The following is a 21743-nucleotide window of genomic DNA, read 5'->3' as shown; positions in this document are numbered from 1 at the left end:
CCGGCCCTGAGGTGCATTCAGGGGTGCTTACAATGCCACCGTGACCCCATTGGCCTGCAATACCTGCTGCAAAAACAGCACCTGATAGGGCAGGGCATTTTGCCAGTATTCCCAGTTGTGAGCGCCGGGGCGCTCGGTGTAATCGTGCGGGGTGTGGTTGTACACCAGCCGGCGGTGCATCTCGCGGTTGATTTCGATGAGGCCGTCGTCCACCCCGCAGTCGAAAATGAGGGGCAGGCCGTTGCGATGAATCTGGTCGACCAGGTTTATCACCGAGTTGGCGCTGAAAAACGTTGGGTTCTCGGCTTCCGAGCCCAGGATGGGCCGCATGTTATTGTTGCGCCACGCCAGCTCATCGGGGGTGAAGCTGCGGTTGACGCTGCTCAGCTCCAGGGCGCCGCTCATGCTGCCGGCGGCACAATACAGGTCGGGGTGGCGGGCCGAGAGGTACATCGCCCCAAAGCCGCCCATCGAAAGGCCCGTGATGACGCGGCCCTTGCGGTCGCGCACGGTGCGGTAGGCTTGGTCAATGGCCGGAATTACCTCCTTGGTCAGGTAGGTTTCAAACTTGCTGTCGGCCTTTACCGGGCTGTCGAGGTAGAAGCTGAAGGTTTCGCCCTCGGGGGTCACAATAATCAGGTTGTACTGGTCGGCCAGGCGGTGCAGAAGCTGCTTGTCGGGCGTCTTGCTCAGCCAATTGGAAAAGTGGCCCCAGGCCCCATGCAGCAGGTAAAGCACCGGGTAGCTGGCCTTCTTGTTTTTGGCGTAGGAAGCGGGTAGCACCACGGCCGCACGGTAAGTTTTCTGCATGGCCGCACTAGGAATGGCCAGAGTGTCGACTTTAGCGGCCCGGGCAGCGGTGGTGGCAAGAAGGAGAGCGACGAGGAGTAGGAGGGGGCGCATGGGTGGGAAAAAAAGAACGGGTACCGCGAAATTTCATTTCATCTCGCGTCGGTGCATCTCAGGAATTGCTTGCCAAAATACTAACCCTGACGCTAGGCGAAATGAAATTTCGCGGTACCCGTTCGGCTACTTCATAAACACCGGCCGAATCAGATTCTCAAACGTGAAAATCTCATCCCATTTTTCCTGCGTCAGCAGCCCGCGCTCGGTCACGGCGATGTCGTGCACCGACTTGCCGGTTTTCAGGGCTTCCTTGGCGATTTCGGCCGAGGCTTCGTAGCCGATAACCGGGTTGAGCTGCGTGACGATGCCGATGCTGTTACGCACCAGGTTTTCGGCGTGGGCCTTGTTGGCCGTGATGCCGATGACGCACTTGTCGCGCAGCGTGCGGCAGGCGTTGGTCATGTAGGAAATGGACGTGAACAGCGCAAAGCTGATGACCGGCTCCATCACGTTGAGCTGGAGCTGCCCGGCTTCGGCCGCCATGGTCACCGTGAGGTCGGCTCCGATGACGTAGAAGGCCGTCTGGTTCACCACTTCGGGCACCACGGGGTTCACCTTGCCGGGCATGATGCTGGACCCCGGCTGCAAGGGCGGCAGGTTGATTTCGTTGATGCCCGTGCGCGGCCCGGACGAAAGCAGTCGCAGGTCGTTGCAAATTTTGGACAGCTTCACGGCAGTGCGCTTCAGCACGCCCGAGAGCTGCACGTAGGCGCCCGTGTCGTAGGTGGCTTCGAACAAGTCGCCGGCCAGGCTCAGGTTGAGGCCCGTAATCTGGCGCAAGTGCTCGGTCACGGCTTCGGGGTAGCCGGTGGGCGCGTTGATGCGCGAGCCAATGGCCGTGGCGCCCATGTTGATTTCGTCAATCAGCCGGCGCGAGTCGTCGATGCGCAGCAGCTCCTCGCGCAGGTTGGTGGCGAAGGCCCGGAACTCGTCGCCCATGCTCATGGGCACGGCATCCTGCAGCTGGGTGCGGCCCATTTTGAGGATGTCGCGGAATTCTTCGCCCTTCTGGCCAAAAGCTTCGGCCAGCGCGTTCAGGGTTTCGCGGTAGCCCACCAGCTTGTTGTTGAGTGCAATGCGGAAGGCAGTGGGGTAGGCGTCGTTGGTGCTTTGCGAGCAGTTGACGTGGTTGTTGGGGTGGCAGTACTGGTAGTCGCCCTTGGCATGGCCCATCATTTCGAGCGCCACGTTGGCAATGACTTCGTTGGCGTTCATATTCACCGACGTGCCCGCGCCGCCCTGAATCATGTCGGTCAGAAACTGGTTGTCGAACTCGCCGGTGGCTACCCTGTCGCAGGCCGCCACAATGGCGTCGGCAATGTTGGCGGGCAATACGCCGAGGTCTTTATTGGCCAGGGCCGCGCCTTTTTTCACATAAGCCAGGGCCTGAACAAACAGTGGCTCGCTTTTGATTGGAATGCCGGTGATGGCAAAGTTTTCCAGCGCACGCAGCGTCTGAATGCCGTAGTAGGCGGTGTCGGGCAGGCTGCGTTCGCCCAGGAAATCGTGTTCGATGCGGGAGGTTGGCATGGGGAATTTTGGGATGGGAGTGATGAGCTTGTACGGAATAACGTAAACCCGGCACAAACCTACGGCAGCGCTTTGCAACGGGCCGGCTTTGGGCGTTCCTTTGGGTCACCTCACTTCCTCTCTGTTAGGAGAGGGAGCACCGACCTTGCGCCAGATGGAAATCGTCTGGCTCCTCCCTCTTGGGGAGAGGGTCCGGGATGAGTTTTCCACGCGCGCGATGCCCCTGCCTTTGTTCCAATATTCCCACGCCTATGAAACTCCGCTACCTTCCTTTGCTGGCCCTTGCGCTGGCCAGCTGCTCCCAAGCCGATAAATCCGGTACGGCCGCCACCACCGGCGCCGATGCCCGGTTCGATGCATTCAAAAGTCAGTTCATTGAGGCTTTTTGGAAGCAAAACCCGGACTACGCCTCCAGCCAGGGCTACCACAAGTACGACTCGCTGCTGGTGATTCCCGACGCCGCCCAGCGCCAGCGCGACGCTGCTTTCGCTCAGCAATACCTGGCCACTCTGGGCAAGTTTGCGCTCGACAGCCTCTCGCCCAACAATCAGATTGACCTGCGCCTGCTCCGCAACGAGCTGCGCGCCGAGCGCTGGTACGCCGACACGCTCAAAACCTGGCAGTGGAACCCGGCCAACTACAACCTCGGGGCCTCGGTGGGCGAGCTGCTGAACGGCCGGCACTTCCCGCTCGACCGCCGCCTGCGCAACATCTCCGATAAGCTAGCCGGGGCGCAGGCGTTCTACCAGGCTGCCCGGGCCAACATCAGCCAGCCAACATATGAGCACACGCAGCTGGCCATTAAGCAGAATGAGGGTGGCCTGTCGGTATTCGGTACGCTAGCCGATTCGGTGCGCCGCTCCGGTCTGCCCGAGGCCGAGAAGCAGGCACTGGCCCAGCGTATTGCCGGAGCCCGGACGGCCATTGATGGCTACATCGGGTTTTTACGGAAAAACCTGCCCGCTCACCGGCCTGAGTACCGCTCATTCCGCATCGGCAAAGCGTTGTTTGAGCAGAAGTTTGCCTACGAAATTCAGTCGCGCTTCACGGCCGCCGAAATTTACCAGCAGGCCCTGGCGCACAAAGCCGAGCTGCTGCACGACATGGGCCACCGCGCCGCCCGGCTCTATCCCAAGTACTTCCCCGGCCAGAAAGCCCCGGCCGATACCCTGGCTATGATAGCCACCGTTATCAACCAGCTGACGCTGAAACACGCCCCGCGCGAAGGATTCGTGGACGCCGTGAAGCGCCAGATTCCTACGCTGGTGAGCTTCGTCAACGACCACAAGCTGCTCACCCAGGACCCCACCAAGCCGCTAGTGGTGCGCGAAACCCCACTCTACATGCGCGGCAGCGGGGCGGGTGCCAGCGTATCGGCCCCCGGCCCCTACGACAAAGGCGCCAACACCTATTACAACGTGGAGCCGCTGCCCGCCGACTGGACGCCCGCCCAAGCCGAAAGCTACCTGCGTGAATACAACGACTACACCCTCCAGATTCTCAACATTCACGAAGCCATTCCCGGCCACTACACGCAGCTGGTGTACGCCAACCGCTCGCCTTCGCTCGTGAAAAGCATCTTCGGCAACGGGGCCATGGTGGAGGGCTGGGCCGTGTACGCCGAGCGCATGATGCTGGAAAACGGCTACGGCAACAACTCCGACGAAATGTGGCTGCTCTGGGACAAGTGGAACATGCGCTCGACTCTGAACGCCGTCATCGACCACGCCATTCAGGTGGATAATGTGAGCGAGAAAGACGTGGTGGCCATGCTGCGCCGCGAGGGCTTCCAGGAAAAAGCCGAGGCCGAGGGCAAGTGGCTGCGTGCCACCCTCAGCCAGGTGCAGCTCAGCAGCTACTTCACCGGCTATTCCGAGATTTATGCCCTGCGTGAAGAGCTGAAAAAGAAAGAAGCCCAGGATTTCAACCTGAAAGCCTTCCACGAGAACTTCCTCAGCTACGGCAGCGCCCCAGTGAAATACATCCGGGAGCTGATGCTGCGGAAGTAGCCGTCGAGCAACCCCAGGAAACAGGATTGAGTTTAAAGAGCTCAATCCTGTTTTTGTATGACCGAAGAAGAACGCAAGCACGTGCTGGATACCGACGACGAACACCTTCGCCGCCTCACCCACGAGCACATGAAAGTATTTGCCAAGTTCACGTCGGAAAACTGCGTCATCTGCCAGGCGCTGGCCCCACCATTCGCCAAATTTGTGGACGAGCCCGGCAACGAAAGCATCCTGTTTCTGCGCCTCAATTCCGATGAAAATCCGGTAGCCCGAAAGATGATGCAGCAGAAAGTAGCCCCCTTTTTTGTGAGCTACTGCCAGGGCCGCATGCTGGAGTGCGACAACCTAACCACGGAAGCCGAAGTGCGCGCCCAACTCGACCGCCTGCGGGTCTTCATGCCCCACACCGAATAGAGCCGGCGGCTGCCCGAAATCGCGCTGCTACTTTTGAGCATGTTTTTTCTGCTTTCTAAACTCCTGCTGGTTCTGTTTTCGCCGGGTGCCTGGCTGCTGGTGCTGCTCATCGCGGCCCTGGTGGCCCGGCCCCTGGGGCGCTGGCGTCGCCGCTGGCTGTGGGCCGCCGCCATCGTCCTGTTCCTGGGCGGCAACAACGGCCTGGTGAACCTTGCGCTACGGGCCTGGGAACTGCCCGCCGTGCCGCTGGCCACCGTAGCGCCCGCCAATGCGGCGGTGCTGCTCACCGGCATCACGGCCGACAACGCGCCCCACGACCGGGTGTACCTCAGCAACGGGGCCGACCGCTTTACCAACGCCCTGTGGCTGTACCGGGCCAAGCGCGTGCGGCGCATCATTATCTCGGGCGGTACCGGCTCGACCGACCCCCGCACCGTCACCGAAGCCGCCGAGCTAGCCACGCTGTTGCGCTTGTCCGGCGTGCCCCAGCGCGATTTGCTTCTGGAGGAGCGCAGCCGCAATACCCGCGAAAACGCGCTCTACACCAAAGCGCTGCTGGCTCAGCATCCCGATATCAAGACGCTGGTGCTGGTCACCTCGGCTTTTCACGAGCGGCGGGCGCTGGCTTGCTTTGCTAAGGTCGGCCTGCACCCCGCCGCCTTTCCCGCCGATTTTCGCAATACCGGCCTCAACGGCGGCCTCAGCTTCTGGCTGGTGCCCGATGTGGACGCCCTGAACCGTTGGAGCATCCTGCTGCACGAGATGGCCGGCTACGTTATCTACCGCGTGATGGGCTATTGCTGAGGGTTTGAACGCCTCAATCCATCATCCTTCGCACTGCTCAGGATGACGGATTTTTACAAGCAGCCAACTACTCTGTCTTGGCCACGGGGGCAACCTCTTTGCCGACCCAAATGGACTTCTGATTCACAAACTCACGGATGCCCAGATACGAAAGCTCGCGGCCGTAGCCCGACTTTTTTACACCGCCAAAAGGCAGTTCGGGCATCGATTTTACGAGGCCATTCACAAATACGGCGCCGCTCTCAATCTGCCGGGCCATGGCTTCCCCTTTCTTGGCGTCTGCCGTCCACACCGCCGCCCCGAGGCCGAAGCGGGAGTCGTTGGCCAGGCGCACGGCATCGTCGGCATTCTTTGCTTCGAGCACCAGGGCTACGGGGCCGAAGAATTCTTCGGTGTAAGCCCGCTGGCCGGGTTTGACATTGGATAGAATCATGGGGCGGAACAGGGCGGTGCCGGGCTTGGCCTGGCCGCCGTGCAGCTCTACTTTGGCGCCCTCAGCCACCGAGTCTTTCACCTGCTCGGTCAGCTCATCGGCCAAATCGGGCCGGGCCAGCGGGCCGTATTGCGTGGCCTCATCCAGCGGGTCGCCGGGGCGGAAGGCCAACAGGTGGGTTTTCAGGTGCGTGATGAATTCCTTGACCACGGCCTTCTCCACAATAAAGCGTTTGGCCGCGATGCAGCTCTGGCCCGCGTTTATCATGCGGCTTTGAGCGGCGGTTTTGGCAGCCAGGGCCAGGTCGGCGTCAGCCAGCACGATGAACGGGTCGGAACCGCCCAACTCCAACACGGTTTTCTTGATGTGGTGGCCGGCTGCAGCCGCCACGGCCGCGCCCGCGCCTTCTGAGCCGGTGAGGGTGATGGCGGCCAGCCGGTCGTCGGCGATGAGCTTTTCGACCAGGTCCGTCTCAATGAGCAGGGTACGAAAGCAGGCCGGCGGCAGGCCCGCGTCGTGAAAGATTTTTTCCAGTGCCAGCGCACACTGCGGCACGTTGGAAGCATGCTTGAGCAGGCCCACGTTGCCAGCCATCAGGGCCGGCGCAGCAAAGCGCACCACCTGCCAGAAAGGGAAGTTCCAAGGCATCACGGCCAGCACCACGCCCAGCGGCTGGTAGCTGATGAAGCTGCGCGCCGCATCGGTTTCAATCAGCTCATCGGCCAGAAAGCTTTCAGCGCGTTCGGCGTAAAAGTCGCAGCAGGTGGCGCATTTCAGGGCTTCGGCGCGGCCATCGGCAACGGGCTTGCCCATTTCCAGGGCCATGAGGCGGGCCAATTCGTCCTGCCGCTCGCGCAGTAGGGCCGCGGCGCGGCGCAGCACGCCGGCGCGGTGGAAAAATGTGGTAGCAGCCCAGGACGGTGCGGCCTTGTGTGCCTGGTTAAGAATTTTTTCGGTTTTGGGCCAGCCAAAGGCAGGGAAGCGTCGCAGCGTGCGCCCGGTGTGAGGATTAATTGATTCGATTGCCATAGCTCAGAAAAGGAAGAAAGATGGCTGAAAGGTACGGTTGTAGGGGGGTAAAAGCCGCTTTTGGAGCCCTCATTCCCCCAAAACCAGCGGGCTGTTTCTGCTCGGGCTGGCGCTGGTGCCCAACCGTCCAGCTTCGATGGACCGGGGCCGGCTATGGACGGGCTTGCGCCGTATACGGCCAAGTTCCGCGACGGCGCGTATTTTCGTGCACTTTGGATGGCGTCGTTTTCGGCTTCATTATTCACTTTCAGTCACTCCCGTGTCCGATACTTCACTCATTTCTCTGCCACCCGCCGCTGAGGCGGAGCTCGTCCGGCGCCTCCAGGCCCGCGACGAGTCGGCGATGACGCTGTTCTATGAACGGTACTCTGCGGCGCTCTACGGCGTCATCTTCCGCATCGTGAAAGCCGAGGATGAATCGGAGGACGTGCTGCAGGAGGCCCTGGTCAAAATCTGGCACGCCTTCGCCAGCTACGACCCCAGCAAAGGCCGGCTATTTACCTGGGTACTCAATATTTGCCGAAATCTGAGCATCGATAAAATCCGCTCGCGACAGCACCGCGTAGGTAGCCGCACCCAGGGGTTGGACGATAGTCTGACGGCGCAGCGCCAAGCCGCTCCGACTAGCTTCCGCCCTGAGCATATAGGTCTGCAGGAAATCACCAAGAAGTTGGTACCTGAGCAGCGCCAGATTATCGACCTTCTCTATTTCGAAGGCTTTACGCAAAGTGAAGTCGCCGAGGAACTCAACATCCCCCTGGGGACCGTGAAGACCCGTGCCCGCACGGCTATCAAAGTCCTAAGCAAACTTATACGCTGAACTGAACGTGGAAAATTTCCAAGATTATTTTGAATCGGGCATCCTGGAGCAGTACGCTCTTGGCGAGCTTTCCCCCGCCGAACAGGCGGAAGTGGAAGCGAAAGCCGCCGCCCACCCCGAAATCCGGGAGGAGTTGGCGCAGGTACAAGCTGCTTTGGGTTTTTATGCTGAAGCCCACGCCATTACTCCACCCGCCGGCATGAGTGAGCGGGTGCTAACCAACGTCCTGGCCCAGATTGCCGCTCCGGCTGCCAACACCAGCCTGCGCAACGAAGTAGATGCCGTGGCCGCCCAGGTAGCTCCTGTCGCCCCCGAGGCTGGCGTACGACCCATGTATGCTGCACCGGCCGAAGCACCAGCCAGCCGCTCGTGGGCCATTGCTGCGTCCGTGGCCTTGCTGCTGAGCCTGTTGGGTAATGCCTTGCTGTATACCAACTGGAAAAGCGCTAGCTCCGAGCTAGTGGCGCTGCAAAACGAAAATTCGCGCTTCGCCACCACCACCACGGTAGTAGAGAAGAAGCTGGACGACCTGCGCCAGGAAAACCAGGTGCTGCGCAACGATGAGTTCCACGCCGTGGCCCTGGCCGGTACCAAAGCCGCACCATCGGCCCATGCCCGGGTACTGTTCAACGCCGCCACCCACAAGGTGTATGTTGATGTGCGTAGCCTGCCCGCCCTGCCCGCCGGCAAGCAGTACCAGCTGTGGGCCCTTGATAAAGGCAAACCGATTGATGCCGGCGTACTTACCGTAGCCACGGCCACTGGCGAGGGCCTGCAGCACATGAAGGACATTGCCAGTGCCCAAACCTTCGCCATGACGGTGGAGCCCGCTGGCGGCAGCGTCAACCCAACACTAACTACCATGACGGTGGTGGGCAATATTTAAGAGTTGAATAGGCTGGCGCCTTCACCGGGTTCTATTTCGGCGCTACCTTTCGGAAAACAAGCAATTACCGCCTATTAGTCGCCACGCGGCTGGCAGGCGGTAATTGCTTGTTATACCACCTTGCTTGCTATCAGATATACCTATGCACGGCACTATTCTCACGTTGCTAAAGCGCTACGTGCAAACACAGTACGACCACAGCACCTGGATAAAGCTGATGGAGCTTTCGGGACTCGAAAAAGTAGAGTTTGACCACAAAACGGTGTACCCCGATGAGCATGTCTATGCCCTCATTGGGCACGCCGCCGAGATGACGGGTCTTTCTGCCGGCGAGCTGCACGAGAAATTTGGCGAATACCTGGTGCCCGACCTTATGTACATGTACCAGAAGCTGCTCCGGCCGGAGTGGAAGACCCTCGACATGCTGGAGCACACCGAGCTGACCATGCACAAAAAAGTGCGCCAGGAGCACGCCGAAAACGCGCCGCCTGTGCTCGATGTCCGCCGTCTTGGCCCGGATGAGCTGGTGATTGATTACGTGTCGCCGCGCCGCATGAGTGGGCTGGCCGTGGGCATTGTGCGGGGGCTGGCGGCTTATTACGACGAGGCCGAGCGCATCGACGTGCTGCCCACCACCGCTGATAACGGGGAGCGGGTTCGCATCCACGTCCGCCGCACCTGATTCTTTTTCCAATAGCTTGCCGCCATGGGCCTGAAAAGTGCCGTAATTGTGAGTGCCAGCAGTATTATGCTACTGCTCAGTGCTTGTGGGCCCGAAGCTACCGATAAAACTGCCCGCCCCGATATGCTTTACAAGCAGCTGCTGCGCACGCTTTACCGCCGCACCGTGCCCACGGTGGCACCCGCTGCCCTGGTGCAGGAGCTGGCCCAGCCAACGGCTCCGCTGTTGCTGGATGTTCGCACGCCGGCCGAATTTCGGGTGAGCCACCTGCAGGGGGCGCAGTTTGTGAACTATGATTCGCTGGCTCGCGAGCAGTTTGCCGATGTGCCACGCACCCGCCCGGTGGTGGTGTACTGCTCCGTAGGCGTGCGCAGCGAGCGACTGGGCGAGCACCTGCAGACATTGGGTTTTCGGGAGGTACGCAACCTTTACGGCGGTTTGTTCGAGTGGGTAAACGAGGGGTATCCAGTGTATAATACCAACGGCCTGACAACCAATGTACACCCTTATTCTGCCATGTGGAGCCCATGGCTGAAGCGTGGGCGCAAAGTGTATGAGTGAAGAAAAAAATAGTATAAGCGGGCCTCAACCGCCCGAAAATCACTTGCTGGTATTTGCCCGGGTGCCAGCTCTAGGGCGGGTAAAAAGCCGACTGGCAGCCGGAGTGGGCGAGCCCGCCGCACTGGCCATCTACCACGAGTTATTGGCCATCACGCACGCCGCCATTCAGGAGGCTGGTGTGCCTGCTACCATCTGGCTGGCCGATACGGCTGCCTCACACCCCAGTGCCGCAGAAGTGTGGCACTGGCCCAATCTGGCTGCTCGCTGCCAGCCGGCTGGCGACCTGGGCACGCGCATGGCAACGGCCTTCGCGGTGGCTTTTGCCGAAGGCGCCCAGCGTGTCGCCATCATCGGCACAGATTGTCCCGGCCTGCGGGCGGCCCACCTTGCTCAGGCTTTTGCCCTGCTCACGACTCACGATGTGGTGCTGGGGCCAGCCACCGATGGTGGGTATTACCTGTTGGGCCTGTGCCAGCCTCAGCCCGAGCTGTTTTACCACAAAGCCTGGAGCACTGATTCGGTACTGGCTGACACGTTGGCTGACGCCCGGCGCCTGGGGTTGCGCGTGGCCCTCCTGCCCGAATTGCGCGACGTGGATACGGCCGATGACCTGGCGGCGTGGCGTGCCGATGATACTTCTACCACCAGTGGACAGCCAGATATGTCCAAAGGGACGGGTGCACCCGTAAACCAGTAAGCATGCCGACTTTATTTACGATGACCCTCCGCTCTTCTATGCGCTATTCTATCCGTGCGGTGGTGTGGCCGTTGCTGGTGGGGCTGCTGGTGGCGAGCTGTGGCAACCCGGACGACCCAAAGGCGGGAGCCAAAGCCGGTGCCAAAGCGCCGGTTTCGGCGCAGGCGCTGCAAGCCGTGCTGCCGCAATTCAACCAGGCCTGGGCCATGAGCAAATACTGGGAAGATGGATTGGCCGAAGTGGCAGTGTACGATGCTGAACGCACGATTTACAAAAAGAAGCGCACGTTTGAGTACACTCAGATTACGGTGAAAGAGGAATTCAACCAGGAATTCAACGTCAAGACGGATGATTACAAGCGGAAAGATTTATTTCCCGTGATGAAAATCAACCAGTTTTGCAGCATCACCACCGACCAGTATCCCTACCACTACCTCACCTCGCTGTTTTTCCGGCGCGACCAGCCGGTGGCCTTGTACAAGATGACCAGCTCTTCGCAGGAGTGGTGCGGCAACACGTTCAAATCCATCATCGACGATGGAGTGAATTTCGAAATGTGGTACCACTCGTACTGGGATGGCGAGGGGACCAACAGCCGCGACCTGCGCCGCGACATCTTCCTGGAAGATGCCCTGTCTTACACGCTGCGCGCGCTGAAATTTGAGCAGCTGCCCACTTTTAAGCTGGTAGTACTCGACTTGCAGCAAACCAACCGGGCCAAGCCGCCCACGTACTATCAGGCCCGCCTCACAACCACCGAGGCCCCTGCTGCCGATACGCCTGAGCCCGCCTGGCGCGTAGCCGTGACCCTGGCTCCCGACCAGGAAAACGTGTACTGGTTTGCCAAATCCTACCCCAACGTGCTACTCCGCCAAACCACCTGGGACGGCCGTAACCTGCGGCTGAAATCGACGCGCCGCTACGCTTACTGGCCTAAGTAGGCTGGCTGCGGTTATTAGAATGAGAGCTCAGTTCCCACAGCATCACCCCGTATACGATTACGTATTCCAGTCCCACCAGCCACAGGTTTTCGGTGTAGGCGCTGGTGCGGTAGGCCGAATATGAAAGCGCCGCCATGCCACCCCACACCAGCGGGAACCGGAAGCGCGAGAGCGTGCCCAGCCCCACCAGCAGCGTGATGTACCACGGATGCACGGTGGTGGCCAGCCCATAGTAAGCGGTGAGCATGAGCAGGAACGTGGGGGGGAAGGCGGCCAAGGTGAGGTGCCGCTCGCGCCAGGCCAGCCCCAGGCCAATCAGGCCGGCCGTGAGCGCCAGCGCGGGCCCAATGATGGCAATCTGGTTATAGGTGGTAAGCCAATAGCCCACGGGGCGCAGCATGTAATAGATGCTGGCGTTGAACTCGAAGCTGCGGAAGTACAGCTTCAGGCTTCGGCCGATGTTCACAAACAAATCCACCGACAGAAAGGGGCTGAAGAGCACCAGCAAGGTTGCCGTCACCAGCAGGCCATACACCAGCGTCCGCCGCCAGCCCAGCCGGCGCACCAGCAGGGGCAGCACCAGCAGCGGCAGCAGCTTGGTGGCCACGCCCAGCCCCAGCGCCACCGCCGATTTCATGCCTTGCTGCCGGAGCAGCAGCCAGATAGCCAGCAGAACGAAACAAAGCACCCCTGCTTCAAAATGCAGGTTGCCCGTTAGCTCGATGATGACCAGCGGGTGCAATAGGTAGCGCAATGCCTGCCTGCGCACCCAGCCCAGCGCCGGAAGCAGGGCCAGCAGCAGCGCGGCCACTCCCGCTTCAAACACCAGAATAATCAGCCGCAGGCTCACCGCAAATCCGCGTTCAGAGGAAGGAAAAAACGTAGCCGAAACCCCAAATGCCAGTTGGCTCACGGGCGGATATACCGAGTAATAATGCGGCGAATTGAGCTTTCGGTACAGTTGCTGGAACTGTGGAAGGGTCTGGTTGCGTGCTTCCCCATTTGGCAAGGCAGCACGGGCGCCATCGGCAATAATTTCATCGGGCCGGTACCGGAAGGGGTTGGTGCCATTGGCCACCAGCAGCCCATCCCAGTGGAAGCGGTACACATCGTCGGAGAGGGCTGGCAGGGCCGGCAGCCACAGCAGCCGAAACAGCAGCGCCGCCGCCAGTCCCCAGCGTAGCGGCAGCTGGCTGTGCAGCAGCCACGCATACGCCACCAGCGCCACCCCAAACAAGCCCAGCAATTGCCCCAGCTCCGTGCGTGGCGTGGCATACGCCAGGCCCGCATAGGCCGCACCAGATAGCAGTAGCGCCGCAGCTTGCGAAAAGGAGGGAAGTTTGAGCGTCAAGGTTAGTTATTTGTTGTCTATGATACTAGTTGTCAGATGTTAGTAAGTCATGCGCTAATAGCTCACAATTAGCATTACCGATTATGCCGCACCGAATAATAGAAAATAGATGCAAAGCCAATGGTTAGCAGGGAGTGAAACGGGAGCAGGCCGAAGTCATCGAAATACACTCCTGCTGCCAGTCCGAACGCAAAGTAGAGGGCCAGCACACCTTCGAACAGCACCAGCGCGCCCACGCCGCCGGTGCGGTAGCGGCGGCGCCGGGCCGAGCCACCCGTTCCGGCCTTGGGGGTGCGCACGAAAGGCGTGCGGCGGCCCTGCCAGCCCAGCACCACCGCCCGGGCATTGTGCAGGGCCAGCCCCATCGAAATCGATAAAAACAGCAGAAAAAAGCCCGGGTAGCGCCACAGTGGCTTGTTAGGATGCGCCAGCCGCCAGGCCGTGTAGTAGTAGTAAATCAGCGGAGTGAAGCCCACCAGAAAAACGGACGCCAGCTGAAACACCACCTTATACTCGTGGTACTGCGCCCGCACAAACACCAGCGGCACGCTCAGCAGGGCCATGAGCATGATGACGACGTACACCGTGCTGTTGAGCAAGTGGAAGGTGGCCTGCAGTTTCACGGCCAGCGGCTGCTGCGAGCGCCACATGTTGCCAAGGTGCTTGTGGGCCGTTTCGGCAGCGCCCTTGGTCCAGCGGAACTGCTGCGATTTGAGCGCGTCCATCACGGCGGGCAATTCGGCGGGTGCCACAATGCCGGGCCGGTACACGAAGCGCCAGCCGCGCAGCTGCGCGCGGTAGCTCAGGTCCAGGTCTTCGGTGAGGGTGTCGGTGTGCCAGCCGCCGGCATCGTCGATGCAGGCCCGGCGCCACACGCCGCCCGTGCCGTTAAAGTTGATGAAAAAGCCCGCAAACGTGCGGCCCACCTGCTCGATGAGGAAGTGCGCGTTCAGCCCAAAGGCCTGCAGGCGCGTCAGCAACGACTCGTCCTCGTTGAGGTGCCCCCAGCGCGTTTGGACAACGCCCACTTGCGCATCCTGCAAAAAAAAGGGAATGGTGCGGCGCAGGAAATCCGTTTCGGGCACGAAGTCGGCATCGAAAATGGCTACGAACTCATCGGTATTTTCCAGCAGGCCGTGGCGGAGCGCTCCGGCCTTGTACCCCTCGCGGTTGGAGCGGCGCACGTGGCTAATGCTCAGGCCCTGACTTGCGTAGTGGGCCACGCGGGTAGCGGCCAGCCGCACGGTCGCATCGGTAGAGTCGTCGAGCACCTGAATGTGCAGTCGGTCGGAAGGGTAGTCGAGCGCGGCGGTGGCGTCGATGATGCGTTCGACCACATTTTGCTCATTATAGAGCGGCAGCTGCACCAGCACGCGGGGCCACTCGCCGGCAACAGGCGCGGGCGGCGGCAGTGGCGGCGGGCTGGCGTAGGCACGTAGCGCCAGCCGCGTGAGCTGCCACTGCCCCGCGCTGAAACCCAGAATAAACAGCAGGCACAAACCGTACACTACCACCAGCAAAACGGGCAGTGCCACCATCAGAAACGCAGAAAAAAAGCTAGAAACACGGCGGGATGGAGGCGAGGGGCAGGTGCAAATTTACCGGCGCGGTAACATTACCAATATTTGAAAATCGTCCACAAAATCTTGTAGCCGGCCCCGAGTGTGCCCCGTACCGTGCCCGACACCTTGCTCGTGCCAATGCGCTTGCGGTAGCGCACGGGCACTTCCACGGTGCGCAGGCCCAGCCGGGCCGCTTTCACCTGCATCTCCACCGTCCAGCCGTAGGTTTTGTCCTCCATGCCGATGCGGAGCAGGGCAGGAGCGAGGACAGCCCGAAACGGGCCCAGGTCGGTGGTGGTGGTGCCGTAGCGCAGGCGCAGCAGCCCGGCGGCCAGCCAATTGCCAAACCGCTGCTGGGGCAGCAGCGAGCCTTTTTCGCGCTCGCCCAGCGCCCGCGAGCCAATGACCATATCGGCTGTGCCATTTAGCAGCGGCGCCAGGAGCTCGGGCATTTGTTCGGGGAAATCAGAGTGGTCACCGTCGAGAAATACGACGATGTCGGGCTGCTCGGATTGCGGCCGGCCAAAGGCGTAATCCATGCCCGCCAGGCAGGCGTAGCCGTAGCCGGGGCGTGGCTCGCGAAGCACTGTGGCCCCACAACCCGCGGCGATACTGCCCGTAGCATCCGTCGAGTTATTATCCACGACGATAACTTCGTGGACTAGCTCCTTGGGAATTTCGGACAGCACCAGGGCAATAGCGCCGGCTTCATTGTGGGCCGGAATGATGACGCTGACAAGCGGTTGAGGCATGAGAGAAAAGGCTTACCAAGCCACAAAGATGCCCCCGCCGCCGGGAAGCCCCGCACTGCCGCTACCTTGCCGCTATTTTTCAACCCGAAGCTGGTCTGGCCACACAGACGCTGAGCTAAATAATATCGATAATTCGATGAAAAAGTTGGTTGCGTGTACCAACCTGTTGCTGCTCATCTTGTTGCACTGCCAGGCTGTTGCCCAGGCTATCAGCTCCGCGCCGGTGACCCTGGCTGCCGGCTATAGCCCAGACCTATTTCCGCTGGTGCATCAGCACCAACCCGCGCCGTTTTATGTGGATGACAAGGATGCAGAAGTCGTCCGCGTGGCCGCCGAAGCCCTGGCCAGGGACGTGGCCACGATTACCGGCGCGCAGCCCGCTTTGCAGCCTGCTACCGGCCAACTAGCGCAGTATCCGGTTCTGATTGGCACGCTGGGTCACTCCCGGTTAATCGACCAGCTGGCTGCTGGCGGAGCGAGCAATATTCAGCAATTGAAAGGGCAGTGGGAAACCTTCTGCATCAGCGTAGTCGACCGGCCGCTTGGGCAGCCCGGCAAGGCGCTGGTGGTAGCCGGCAGCGACCGGCGCGGCACCGCCTATGGCGTATTTGAACTGGCGCGGCGGCTGGGCGTGTCGCCGTGGGCGTGGTGGGCCGATGTGACCCCGCATCATCAGGACAACCTTTACCTCACGGCTGGCACCAGCCTCAGCCAGCCGCCCACGGTGAAATATCGCGGCATCTTTCTCAACGATGAAGACTGGGGCCTGCAGCCCTGGGCGGCGCGAAACATGGACACCGACATTAAAGACATCGGGCCGAATACCTACGCCCGCATTTTTGAGCTGCTGCTGCGCCTAAAAGCCAACCTCATCTGGCCGGCGATGCACTCCAGCACGCGGGCCTTCTTTCACTACCCTGGCAACCCGAAGATGGCCGAGCGCTACGCCATTCTGGTGGGTACTTCCCACGCCGAACCCATGCTGCGCAACAACGTGGACGAGTGGAACGAGAAAACAATGGGGCCGTTTGATTACGTTCGGAACAAGGCGGCCGTGCACCAGTACTGGGACCAGCGCGCCAAAGAGGCCGGGCCGCTGGAGGCCATCTACTCGCTGGGCATGCGCGGTGTGCACGACAGCGGCATGGAAGGCGCCAAAACCCCACAGGAAGCCGCCCGGATACTCACCAGCGTCATTGCCGACCAGCGCGACATGCTGCGCCGCCACGTGAATCCGGACGTGACCCAGGTGCCACAGGTATTCACGACTTACAAGGAAGTGCTGGAGGTGTACGACCAGGGCCTGAAACTACCCGATGACGTGACCCTGGTGTGGCCCGAAGACAACTACGGCTACATCAGCCGCCTCAGCAATGCCGATGAGCAGCGCCGTGTGGGCGGCTCGGGGGTGTACTACCACGCCTCGTACTGGGGCCGTCCGCATGATTATCTCTGGCTAGGCACCATACACCCGGGCTTGGTTTGGGAGGAAATGATGAAGGCGCACGCACTGAAAACCGACCGGCTGTGGGTGCTGAATGTGGGCGACATTAAGCCCTTGGAGTACAACGTGCAGCAGTTTCTGGACATGGCCTACGATGCGCGGCCCTTCGCGCAGAGCAACTACCTGCCCCAGCATTTGCAGCAATGGCTACAGGAGGCGTTCGGTGCGCCGCATGCGGCGGCTATCCGCGACATTTTGTGGGCGTATTACGACCTCGCCTTCGAGCGGCGGCCGGAGTTTATGGGCTGGAGCCAGACCGAGCCGACCACGCCTACCCACCGCACGCAGTACAACCACTTCTACTACGGCGACGAGGCCCAGCGGCGGCTCGACCGCTACGCTGCCCTGGTGCAGCAGGTGAAGCAGCTGCGGACCCAGGTGCCAAGTGACCGGGCCGATGCCTTTTATGAGCTGGTATATTACCCCGTCGTGTGCGCCGCGCTGATGAACCAGAAATTCCTGTACCTCGACAAAAGCTACCTGTACGCGAAGCAAAACCGCGCCAGCGCCGCCGATTATGCCCTGTGGGCGGAGCAGGCCTACGCTGGCATCGAGGCCGAAACCCAATACTACAACACCCAGCTGGCCGGTGGCAAGTGGCAGGGAATGATGTCGATGAAGCCCCGCAACCTGCCCGTTTTTCAGGCACCCACTGCCCTCAGGCCTTCACTCGATACCACCCAGGTGTGGGGTGTGGCCCCGGAAGGCTGGGCCGACACAACCATGACTGCCAAGGCCGACCAGGGCCTGCGCCTCCCCACGTGCTACCCCTGGGGCACAGCCAGCTACTTCGTGGATGTATTTCTGAGCCGGCGGCAGGCAGTGCACTGGAAGGCAACCGCCTCCGCCAAATGGCTGGTGCTTTCGGCCAAGCAAGGCACGCTAACGGCGGCCGTGGGCCAGCAGCAGCAGCGCCTGCAAGTACGTATTGATTGGAGCAGGCTGCCCAAACACGGCGAGCAAACTGCTTACCTGACCTTCGCTGGCGCGGGCAGGAAATTTCGGGTGGTCGTGCGGGCAATGGCCGCCCCAAGTCAGGAACTCGCCGACTACCCGGGCTATATCGAAACCAACGGCTACGTGGCCATGGCGGCGGCTGGCTACAGCCACAAGGCCGACCAACCAACCAGCCACTGGGGCCTGCTGGAGGGCGTGGGCCGGGCCGGGCGGGCCCTGCAGGCGCAGCCCCTGCAGGAAGGTCCATTGGCCGTGCCCGAAAAATTGCCCGCCCAGGCTGCCGCCGTTGAATACGATTTCTATAGCCTCACCCAGGCTGCGCCCGTGGTCACGGTGGCTACGCTGCCCACGCACCCCATCACGCGCCTCACCAGCATGCGCTACGGTGTGGCGCTGGACGATGGCCCCGTGCAGGTGGTGGATTTTAAAACCGTGGGCCGCTCGGAAGAGTGGAAGCAGAACGTGCTGCGCAACAGTGCGCTGCGCCAGGTAAAGGGCCCGGTGCTAGCGCCGGGCCGGCATACGCTCAAGCTCTACCTCATCGACCCCGGCGTGGTGCTCGACCGCATTACCATTGACCTGGGCGGCCTGCAGCCAGCCTACGGCAGCATTCCCGAAACCCGCAAGCCGCTGGTTGAGGCGCCGGATGCTTTGCCGGCGAAAGTTGGCAAATATTAACGTGTTTAGAGCCATGCTTATTTTAACTCCTGAGCCAAGCAAAACGGCCTGAATTGAACAGCCGGCCTATTTTAGGCGCTCAATTCAAAGCAACAATTCGTAGGGTGCCGGGCTTGTGGGTACGAAAAGTTGATTTAGCCCCAATACTCGATGCTTAAAATAGGAGACCAAGCCCCTGATTTTTCCCTGAAATCAACCAACGGAAGCACTTTCAGCCTCTCGAAGCAGAAAGGGCAAAAGGCGATTGTCCTTTATTTCTACCCCAAAGACGATACCCCCGGCTGCACTGCCGAGGCTTGCTCGTTTCGGGACCAGTACGAAGATTTCAAGGACCTTGGGGCCGAAGTCATTGGCATCAGCTCCGACAGCGAAGCCTCGCACCAGAAATTCACCCAGAAGCACCGCCTGCCCTTCGAGCTACTGGCCGACACCGACGGGAAAGTGCGCAAGCTCTACGAAGTGCCCCGCGCGCTGCTGGGGTTGCTGCCGGGCCGGGTCACGTTCGTGATTGACAAAGAGGGCGTGATTCAATACATCTTCAATTCGCTGAGCGGCGCTACCGACCACGTTAGCAACGCCAAGAAGATGCTTCAGGGCTTGCCGAAGTAAACCATCCGGCAATGGCGCGTATTGAGTTGGAAATGGTGGTAAAAGCCTCCCCGGCAGCCTGCTACGCCCTGGCTATGAACACGCAGGCGCACGTAGACTCAACGCGGCAAACCGGCGAACGGGTAATTGACGGACCCTCGAGTGGGCAGTTGGCGTTCGGCGATGTGGTGACCTGGGAGGCCCGGCACCTTGGCATCCGGCAGCAGCTGACGGTGCGCATCACGGCCGCTTCGCCGCCGCATTATTTCCGGGATGAGCTGGTGCGTGGGGCTTTCAAGACCCTGCGGCATGACCATTATTTTGAGGCTGTGGCCGGTGGCACCCGCGTGCGGGATGTGTTCGAGTTCAGCAGCCCATTTGGGGTTATCGGGTATTGGTTCGACAGGCTTTTTCTGAAAAATTACTTGGCTCGGTTTCTACAGGTGCGCAATGCGGCACTCAAATATCAGCTGGAAGCCGGAGCTGCCGCGTAAGTTTAGGGCTCGAATTCTGCCCTCATGCCGCTTATTACCTCCGACGACTTTCTCGAAACCCTGGCCAAGCTGCGCCAGCGCGGGCTGCCGTTTCTGCTCTCCAAGCTGCGGCCCGATGCCCTGGCCCGCACCCGCTCGGCGTTCGACGACCCCACGCTGCGAGCGGCCAACTGGTGGCAGGTGCCCGCCGTGCGCCGCCGCTGGAATACGCGCATGACCGGCCACCCCGACCAGGCCTACGAAGCCTACGTGGCCGAAAAATACCTGGCTGGCCGGCATGGGCTGCGGCTGCTTTCGCTGGGCAGCGGCGCGGCATCGCACGAGTTGGCCTTTGCCCGCCTGCCGCAATTTGGCGAGGTGCGCTGCGTGGATATTGCGGGGCGCCTACTGGCGCAGGCGGCCGAAATAGCGGAAAAAGAGAGCTTGACTAACTTCCGCACCGAAGTGGCCGACGTGAATGCGCTTGACCTGCCGGCGGCCAGCTACGACGTCGTGCTGTTTCACTCCGCGCTGCACCATTTCCAGGATGTGAACGGAATTCTGGCGCGGGTGCGCCGCACGCTGCGCCCCGATGGCCTGCTGGTGCTCAACGACTTTGTGGGCCCCTCTCGCCTGCAATGGACCGCTGCCCAGCTAGCCGAAACCAACCGCATTCTGCGCGAAGTGGTGCCGCTCCGTTTCCGGGTGCGCTACCTCTCCCGGGCGCGCAAAACCAGCGTCAGTGGCCCTGGCCTCCTGCGCATGCGTCTCGCCGACCCCTCAGAAGCGGCCGAGTCGGACCGCATCATGCCCGGCCTGCGCCAGTACTTCGAGCCGCTGGAAGAAGCCGCGCTCGGCGGCAATATTCTGACGTTGGTGCTCAAGGATATTGCCCACCATTTCATGCGCGAGGACGACGCCGAAACCCAGGCGCTGTTAGCCGAGCTGTTTCGGCTGGAGGATGCCTTTTTGGCCACGCATCCCAGCGATTTGCTGTTCGGCGTGTACCAGCCCCGGCCGCTGCAATAGCCAGCGTATTAGCTCCCGAAACCGGGCTTTGTTCCGCGTGAACAAAAGATTGTTTTAGTGAACCAAGTCCTGGGTTGGAAGACAAATTCAGGGTATGATGAGCAGCAGGGGCTATTTCTGCGTAAGAAGGCCATGACTAATTTTGCTTCTGTCTTCCGTTTCCTGCTGTTTCTGCTGCTGCCTTTGCTCGCTACCGTTGCCGCGGCCCAGCAAGCGCCGCTCAATGCCACGCTCGATGGCTACGAATACCCGTTTCCCGTCAAACTGCTGCCGTTGAAGCTGGAAGGGCAGGCCCTGCGCATGGCTTATATGGATGTGCCGCCCGCCGGCAAGGCCAACGGCCGCACGGTGGTGCTGCTCCACGGTAAAAACTTCTTCGGGGCCTACTGGCGTGAAACCATCAAAACGCTGACGGCGGCAGGTTTCCGGGTAGTGGTGCCCGACCAGGTTGGCTTTGGCAAGTCCGACAAAGCCGATATTCATTACTCCTTCCACCAATTGGCTCGCAATACCCGGCACTTGCTCGATACGCTAGGCGTGAAAAAAGCCGTCATCGTGGGCCACAGCATGGGCGGGATGCTAGCCACCCGTTTCGCGTTGCTCTACCCCGAAACCACCGAAAAGCTGGTGCTCGAAAATCCCATCGGCCTGGAGGACTACCGCGTGGGCGTACCCTTCCAATCGGTGGACCAGGCGGAGGCTACGGAGCTAAAGAGTACCGAAGCCAGCATTCGTAAATACCATGCAACCTATTACCCCAATGGCTACCCGGCGGCCCACGACCAGTGGCTGCTGCCCCTGGCTGCCCAAACCCGTAGCCCCGACTTTGCCAAAGTAGCCCGCGCCAATGCCCTAACGTTCGACATGATTTATCAGCAGCCCGTGAGCTACGAGTTCGGTCGCCTTGCCGTGCCCACGCTGCTCATCATCGGCCAGGCCGACCGCACGGTGGTGGGCAAGGCGCTGATAAAAGACCCCAAAACCCTGGCCCAAATGGGCCAATACCCCGCGCTGGGCCGCCGCACCGCCGACCAGATTAAGGGTGCAAAGCGGGTGGAAATTCCAAACGTCGGCCACATTCCGCATCTGGAGGTGCCAGCGCAGTTCTATAAGGCGTTGCTGGCGTTTTTGGGATGA

At 61.0% G+C, this 21743-nt stretch carries 20 protein-coding genes; 14 read left to right on the top strand and 6 right to left on the bottom strand.

Annotated features, from left to right (window positions below; all coding sequences use genetic code 11):
- Positions 1-27: 27 nt before the first annotated feature.
- Entirely contained in the window at positions 28-903 is an 876-nt protein-coding gene (locus tag J4E00_RS27510; protein ID WP_208178569.1) for an alpha/beta hydrolase, read from the bottom strand.
- A 126-nt stretch (positions 904-1029) separates the two neighbouring features.
- Positions 1030-2436 (bottom strand): aspartate ammonia-lyase, encoded by a 1407-nt coding sequence (gene aspA, locus J4E00_RS27505; protein WP_208178568.1) that lies wholly within the window; start codon positions 2434-2436, stop codon positions 1030-1032.
- A 251-nt stretch (positions 2437-2687) separates the two neighbouring features.
- Between aspA and J4E00_RS27500 the strand changes: the two genes are divergently transcribed.
- From J4E00_RS27500 to J4E00_RS27490, 3 genes are read left to right on the top strand one after another with little or no spacing between them, the layout of a single operon-like run.
- Positions 2688-4445, top strand: a complete 1758-nt coding sequence (locus J4E00_RS27500; protein WP_208178567.1) for a DUF885 domain-containing protein — start codon at positions 2688-2690, stop codon at positions 4443-4445.
- Between the two features lie 57 nt (positions 4446-4502).
- Positions 4503-4859: a thioredoxin family protein gene (locus J4E00_RS27495; RefSeq protein WP_208178566.1), complete on the top strand. Its 357-nt coding sequence runs from the start codon at positions 4503-4505 to the stop codon at positions 4857-4859.
- A 39-nt stretch (positions 4860-4898) separates the two neighbouring features.
- Positions 4899-5663: a YdcF family protein gene (locus J4E00_RS27490; protein WP_208178565.1), complete on the top strand. Its 765-nt coding sequence runs from the start codon at positions 4899-4901 to the stop codon at positions 5661-5663.
- 67 nt (positions 5664-5730) lie between these two features.
- Here the strand turns inward: J4E00_RS27490 and J4E00_RS27485 are convergent, their stop codons facing one another.
- Entirely contained in the window at positions 5731-7125 is a 1395-nt protein-coding gene (locus J4E00_RS27485; RefSeq protein WP_208178564.1) for an NAD-dependent succinate-semialdehyde dehydrogenase, read from the bottom strand.
- Between the two features lie 259 nt (positions 7126-7384).
- Here J4E00_RS27485 and J4E00_RS27480 point away from each other — a divergent pair, with 259 nt between their 5' ends.
- From J4E00_RS27480 to J4E00_RS27455, 6 genes are all read left to right on the top strand, one after another.
- Positions 7385-7945, top strand: coding sequence for an RNA polymerase sigma factor (locus J4E00_RS27480; RefSeq protein WP_317196683.1), 561 nt, complete (start codon positions 7385-7387; stop codon positions 7943-7945).
- 7 nt (positions 7946-7952) lie between these two features.
- Positions 7953-8831, top strand: coding sequence for an anti-sigma factor domain-containing protein (locus J4E00_RS27475; RefSeq protein WP_208178563.1), 879 nt, complete (start codon positions 7953-7955; stop codon positions 8829-8831).
- A 142-nt stretch (positions 8832-8973) separates the two neighbouring features.
- Positions 8974-9513: a heme NO-binding domain-containing protein gene (locus J4E00_RS27470; protein ID WP_208178562.1), complete on the top strand. Its 540-nt coding sequence runs from the start codon at positions 8974-8976 to the stop codon at positions 9511-9513.
- A 24-nt stretch (positions 9514-9537) separates the two neighbouring features.
- Positions 9538-10074, top strand: coding sequence for a rhodanese-like domain-containing protein (locus J4E00_RS27465; RefSeq protein ID WP_208178561.1), 537 nt, complete (start codon positions 9538-9540; stop codon positions 10072-10074).
- 43 nt (positions 10075-10117) lie between these two features.
- Entirely contained in the window at positions 10118-10771 is a 654-nt protein-coding gene (locus J4E00_RS27460; RefSeq protein WP_208178560.1) for a TIGR04282 family arsenosugar biosynthesis glycosyltransferase, read from the top strand.
- A gap of 38 nt (positions 10772-10809) precedes the next feature.
- Positions 10810-11712 (top strand): hypothetical protein, encoded by a 903-nt coding sequence (locus tag J4E00_RS27455; RefSeq protein WP_208178559.1) that lies wholly within the window; start codon positions 10810-10812, stop codon positions 11710-11712.
- Here J4E00_RS27455 and J4E00_RS27450 read toward each other — a convergent pair.
- The 3 genes from J4E00_RS27450 to J4E00_RS27440 form a co-directional block, all read right to left on the bottom strand.
- A complete protein-coding gene (locus J4E00_RS27450) occupies positions 11705-13063 on the bottom strand; it encodes a hypothetical protein (RefSeq protein WP_208178558.1) in 1359 nt (452 codons plus the stop codon). The genes J4E00_RS27455 and J4E00_RS27450 overlap by 8 nt on opposite strands.
- A 74-nt stretch (positions 13064-13137) precedes the next feature.
- Complete coding sequence (locus tag J4E00_RS27445; protein WP_208178557.1) at positions 13138-14601, bottom strand: cellulose synthase family protein; 1464 nt, start codon at positions 14599-14601, stop codon at positions 13138-13140.
- Positions 14602-14678: 77 nt separating this feature from the next.
- Positions 14679-15377 (bottom strand): glycosyltransferase family 2 protein, encoded by a 699-nt coding sequence (locus J4E00_RS27440; protein ID WP_208178556.1) that lies wholly within the window; start codon positions 15375-15377, stop codon positions 14679-14681.
- A gap of 136 nt (positions 15378-15513) precedes the next feature.
- Between J4E00_RS27440 and J4E00_RS27435 the strand changes: the two genes are divergently transcribed.
- From J4E00_RS27435 to J4E00_RS27415, 5 genes are all read left to right on the top strand, one after another.
- Entirely contained in the window at positions 15514-18516 is a 3003-nt protein-coding gene (locus tag J4E00_RS27435; RefSeq protein ID WP_208178555.1) for a glycosyl hydrolase 115 family protein, read from the top strand.
- A gap of 150 nt (positions 18517-18666) precedes the next feature.
- Complete coding sequence (locus tag J4E00_RS27430; RefSeq protein WP_208178554.1) at positions 18667-19125, top strand: peroxiredoxin; 459 nt, start codon at positions 18667-18669, stop codon at positions 19123-19125.
- Between the two features lie 11 nt (positions 19126-19136).
- Positions 19137-19598 carry an SRPBCC family protein gene (locus J4E00_RS27425; protein WP_208178553.1) on the top strand — a complete coding sequence of 154 codons (462 nt, stop codon included), beginning with the start codon at positions 19137-19139 and terminating at the stop codon, positions 19596-19598.
- 24 nt (positions 19599-19622) lie between these two features.
- Positions 19623-20606 carry a class I SAM-dependent methyltransferase gene (locus J4E00_RS27420; protein ID WP_208178552.1) on the top strand — a complete coding sequence of 328 codons (984 nt, stop codon included), beginning with the start codon at positions 19623-19625 and terminating at the stop codon, positions 20604-20606.
- A 132-nt stretch (positions 20607-20738) separates the two neighbouring features.
- The gene (locus J4E00_RS27415; RefSeq protein WP_208178551.1) at positions 20739-21743 is read left to right on the top strand and encodes an alpha/beta fold hydrolase; all 1005 of its coding nucleotides are present in this window, start codon (positions 20739-20741) and stop codon (positions 21741-21743) included.

This window comes from Hymenobacter negativus (genome assembly GCF_017571495.1).
Classification (GTDB): domain Bacteria; phylum Bacteroidota; class Bacteroidia; order Cytophagales; family Hymenobacteraceae; genus Hymenobacter; species Hymenobacter negativus.
The sequence above is the reverse complement of the archived record's forward strand: the minus strand, read 5'-3'. Positions and strand labels throughout refer to the sequence as shown.

Coding starts and splice junctions, on each gene's coding strand:
- J4E00_RS27510 (WP_208178569.1), bottom strand. CDS start 903: ATGCGCCCCCTCCTACTCCTCGTCGCTCTCCTTCTTGCCACCACCGCT.
- aspA (WP_208178568.1), bottom strand. CDS start 2,436: ATGCCAACCTCCCGCATCGAACACGATTTCCTGGGCGAACGCAGCCTG.
- J4E00_RS27500 (WP_208178567.1), top strand. CDS start 2,688: ATGAAACTCCGCTACCTTCCTTTGCTGGCCCTTGCGCTGGCCAGCTGC.
- J4E00_RS27495 (WP_208178566.1), top strand. CDS start 4,503: ATGACCGAAGAAGAACGCAAGCACGTGCTGGATACCGACGACGAACAC.
- J4E00_RS27490 (WP_208178565.1), top strand. CDS start 4,899: ATGTTTTTTCTGCTTTCTAAACTCCTGCTGGTTCTGTTTTCGCCGGGT.
- J4E00_RS27485 (WP_208178564.1), bottom strand. CDS start 7,125: ATGGCAATCGAATCAATTAATCCTCACACCGGGCGCACGCTGCGACGC.
- J4E00_RS27470 (WP_208178562.1), top strand. CDS start 8,974: ATGCACGGCACTATTCTCACGTTGCTAAAGCGCTACGTGCAAACACAG.
- J4E00_RS27465 (WP_208178561.1), top strand. CDS start 9,538: ATGGGCCTGAAAAGTGCCGTAATTGTGAGTGCCAGCAGTATTATGCTA.
- J4E00_RS27455 (WP_208178559.1), top strand. CDS start 10,810: ATGCGCTATTCTATCCGTGCGGTGGTGTGGCCGTTGCTGGTGGGGCTG.
- J4E00_RS27445 (WP_208178557.1), bottom strand. CDS start 14,601: ATGGTGGCACTGCCCGTTTTGCTGGTGGTAGTGTACGGTTTGTGCCTG.
- J4E00_RS27440 (WP_208178556.1), bottom strand. CDS start 15,377: ATGCCTCAACCGCTTGTCAGCGTCATCATTCCGGCCCACAATGAAGCC.
- J4E00_RS27435 (WP_208178555.1), top strand. CDS start 15,514: ATGAAAAAGTTGGTTGCGTGTACCAACCTGTTGCTGCTCATCTTGTTG.
- J4E00_RS27430 (WP_208178554.1), top strand. CDS start 18,667: ATGCTTAAAATAGGAGACCAAGCCCCTGATTTTTCCCTGAAATCAACC.
- J4E00_RS27425 (WP_208178553.1), top strand. CDS start 19,137: ATGGCGCGTATTGAGTTGGAAATGGTGGTAAAAGCCTCCCCGGCAGCC.
- J4E00_RS27420 (WP_208178552.1), top strand. CDS start 19,623: ATGCCGCTTATTACCTCCGACGACTTTCTCGAAACCCTGGCCAAGCTG.
- J4E00_RS27415 (WP_208178551.1), top strand. CDS start 20,739: ATGACTAATTTTGCTTCTGTCTTCCGTTTCCTGCTGTTTCTGCTGCTG.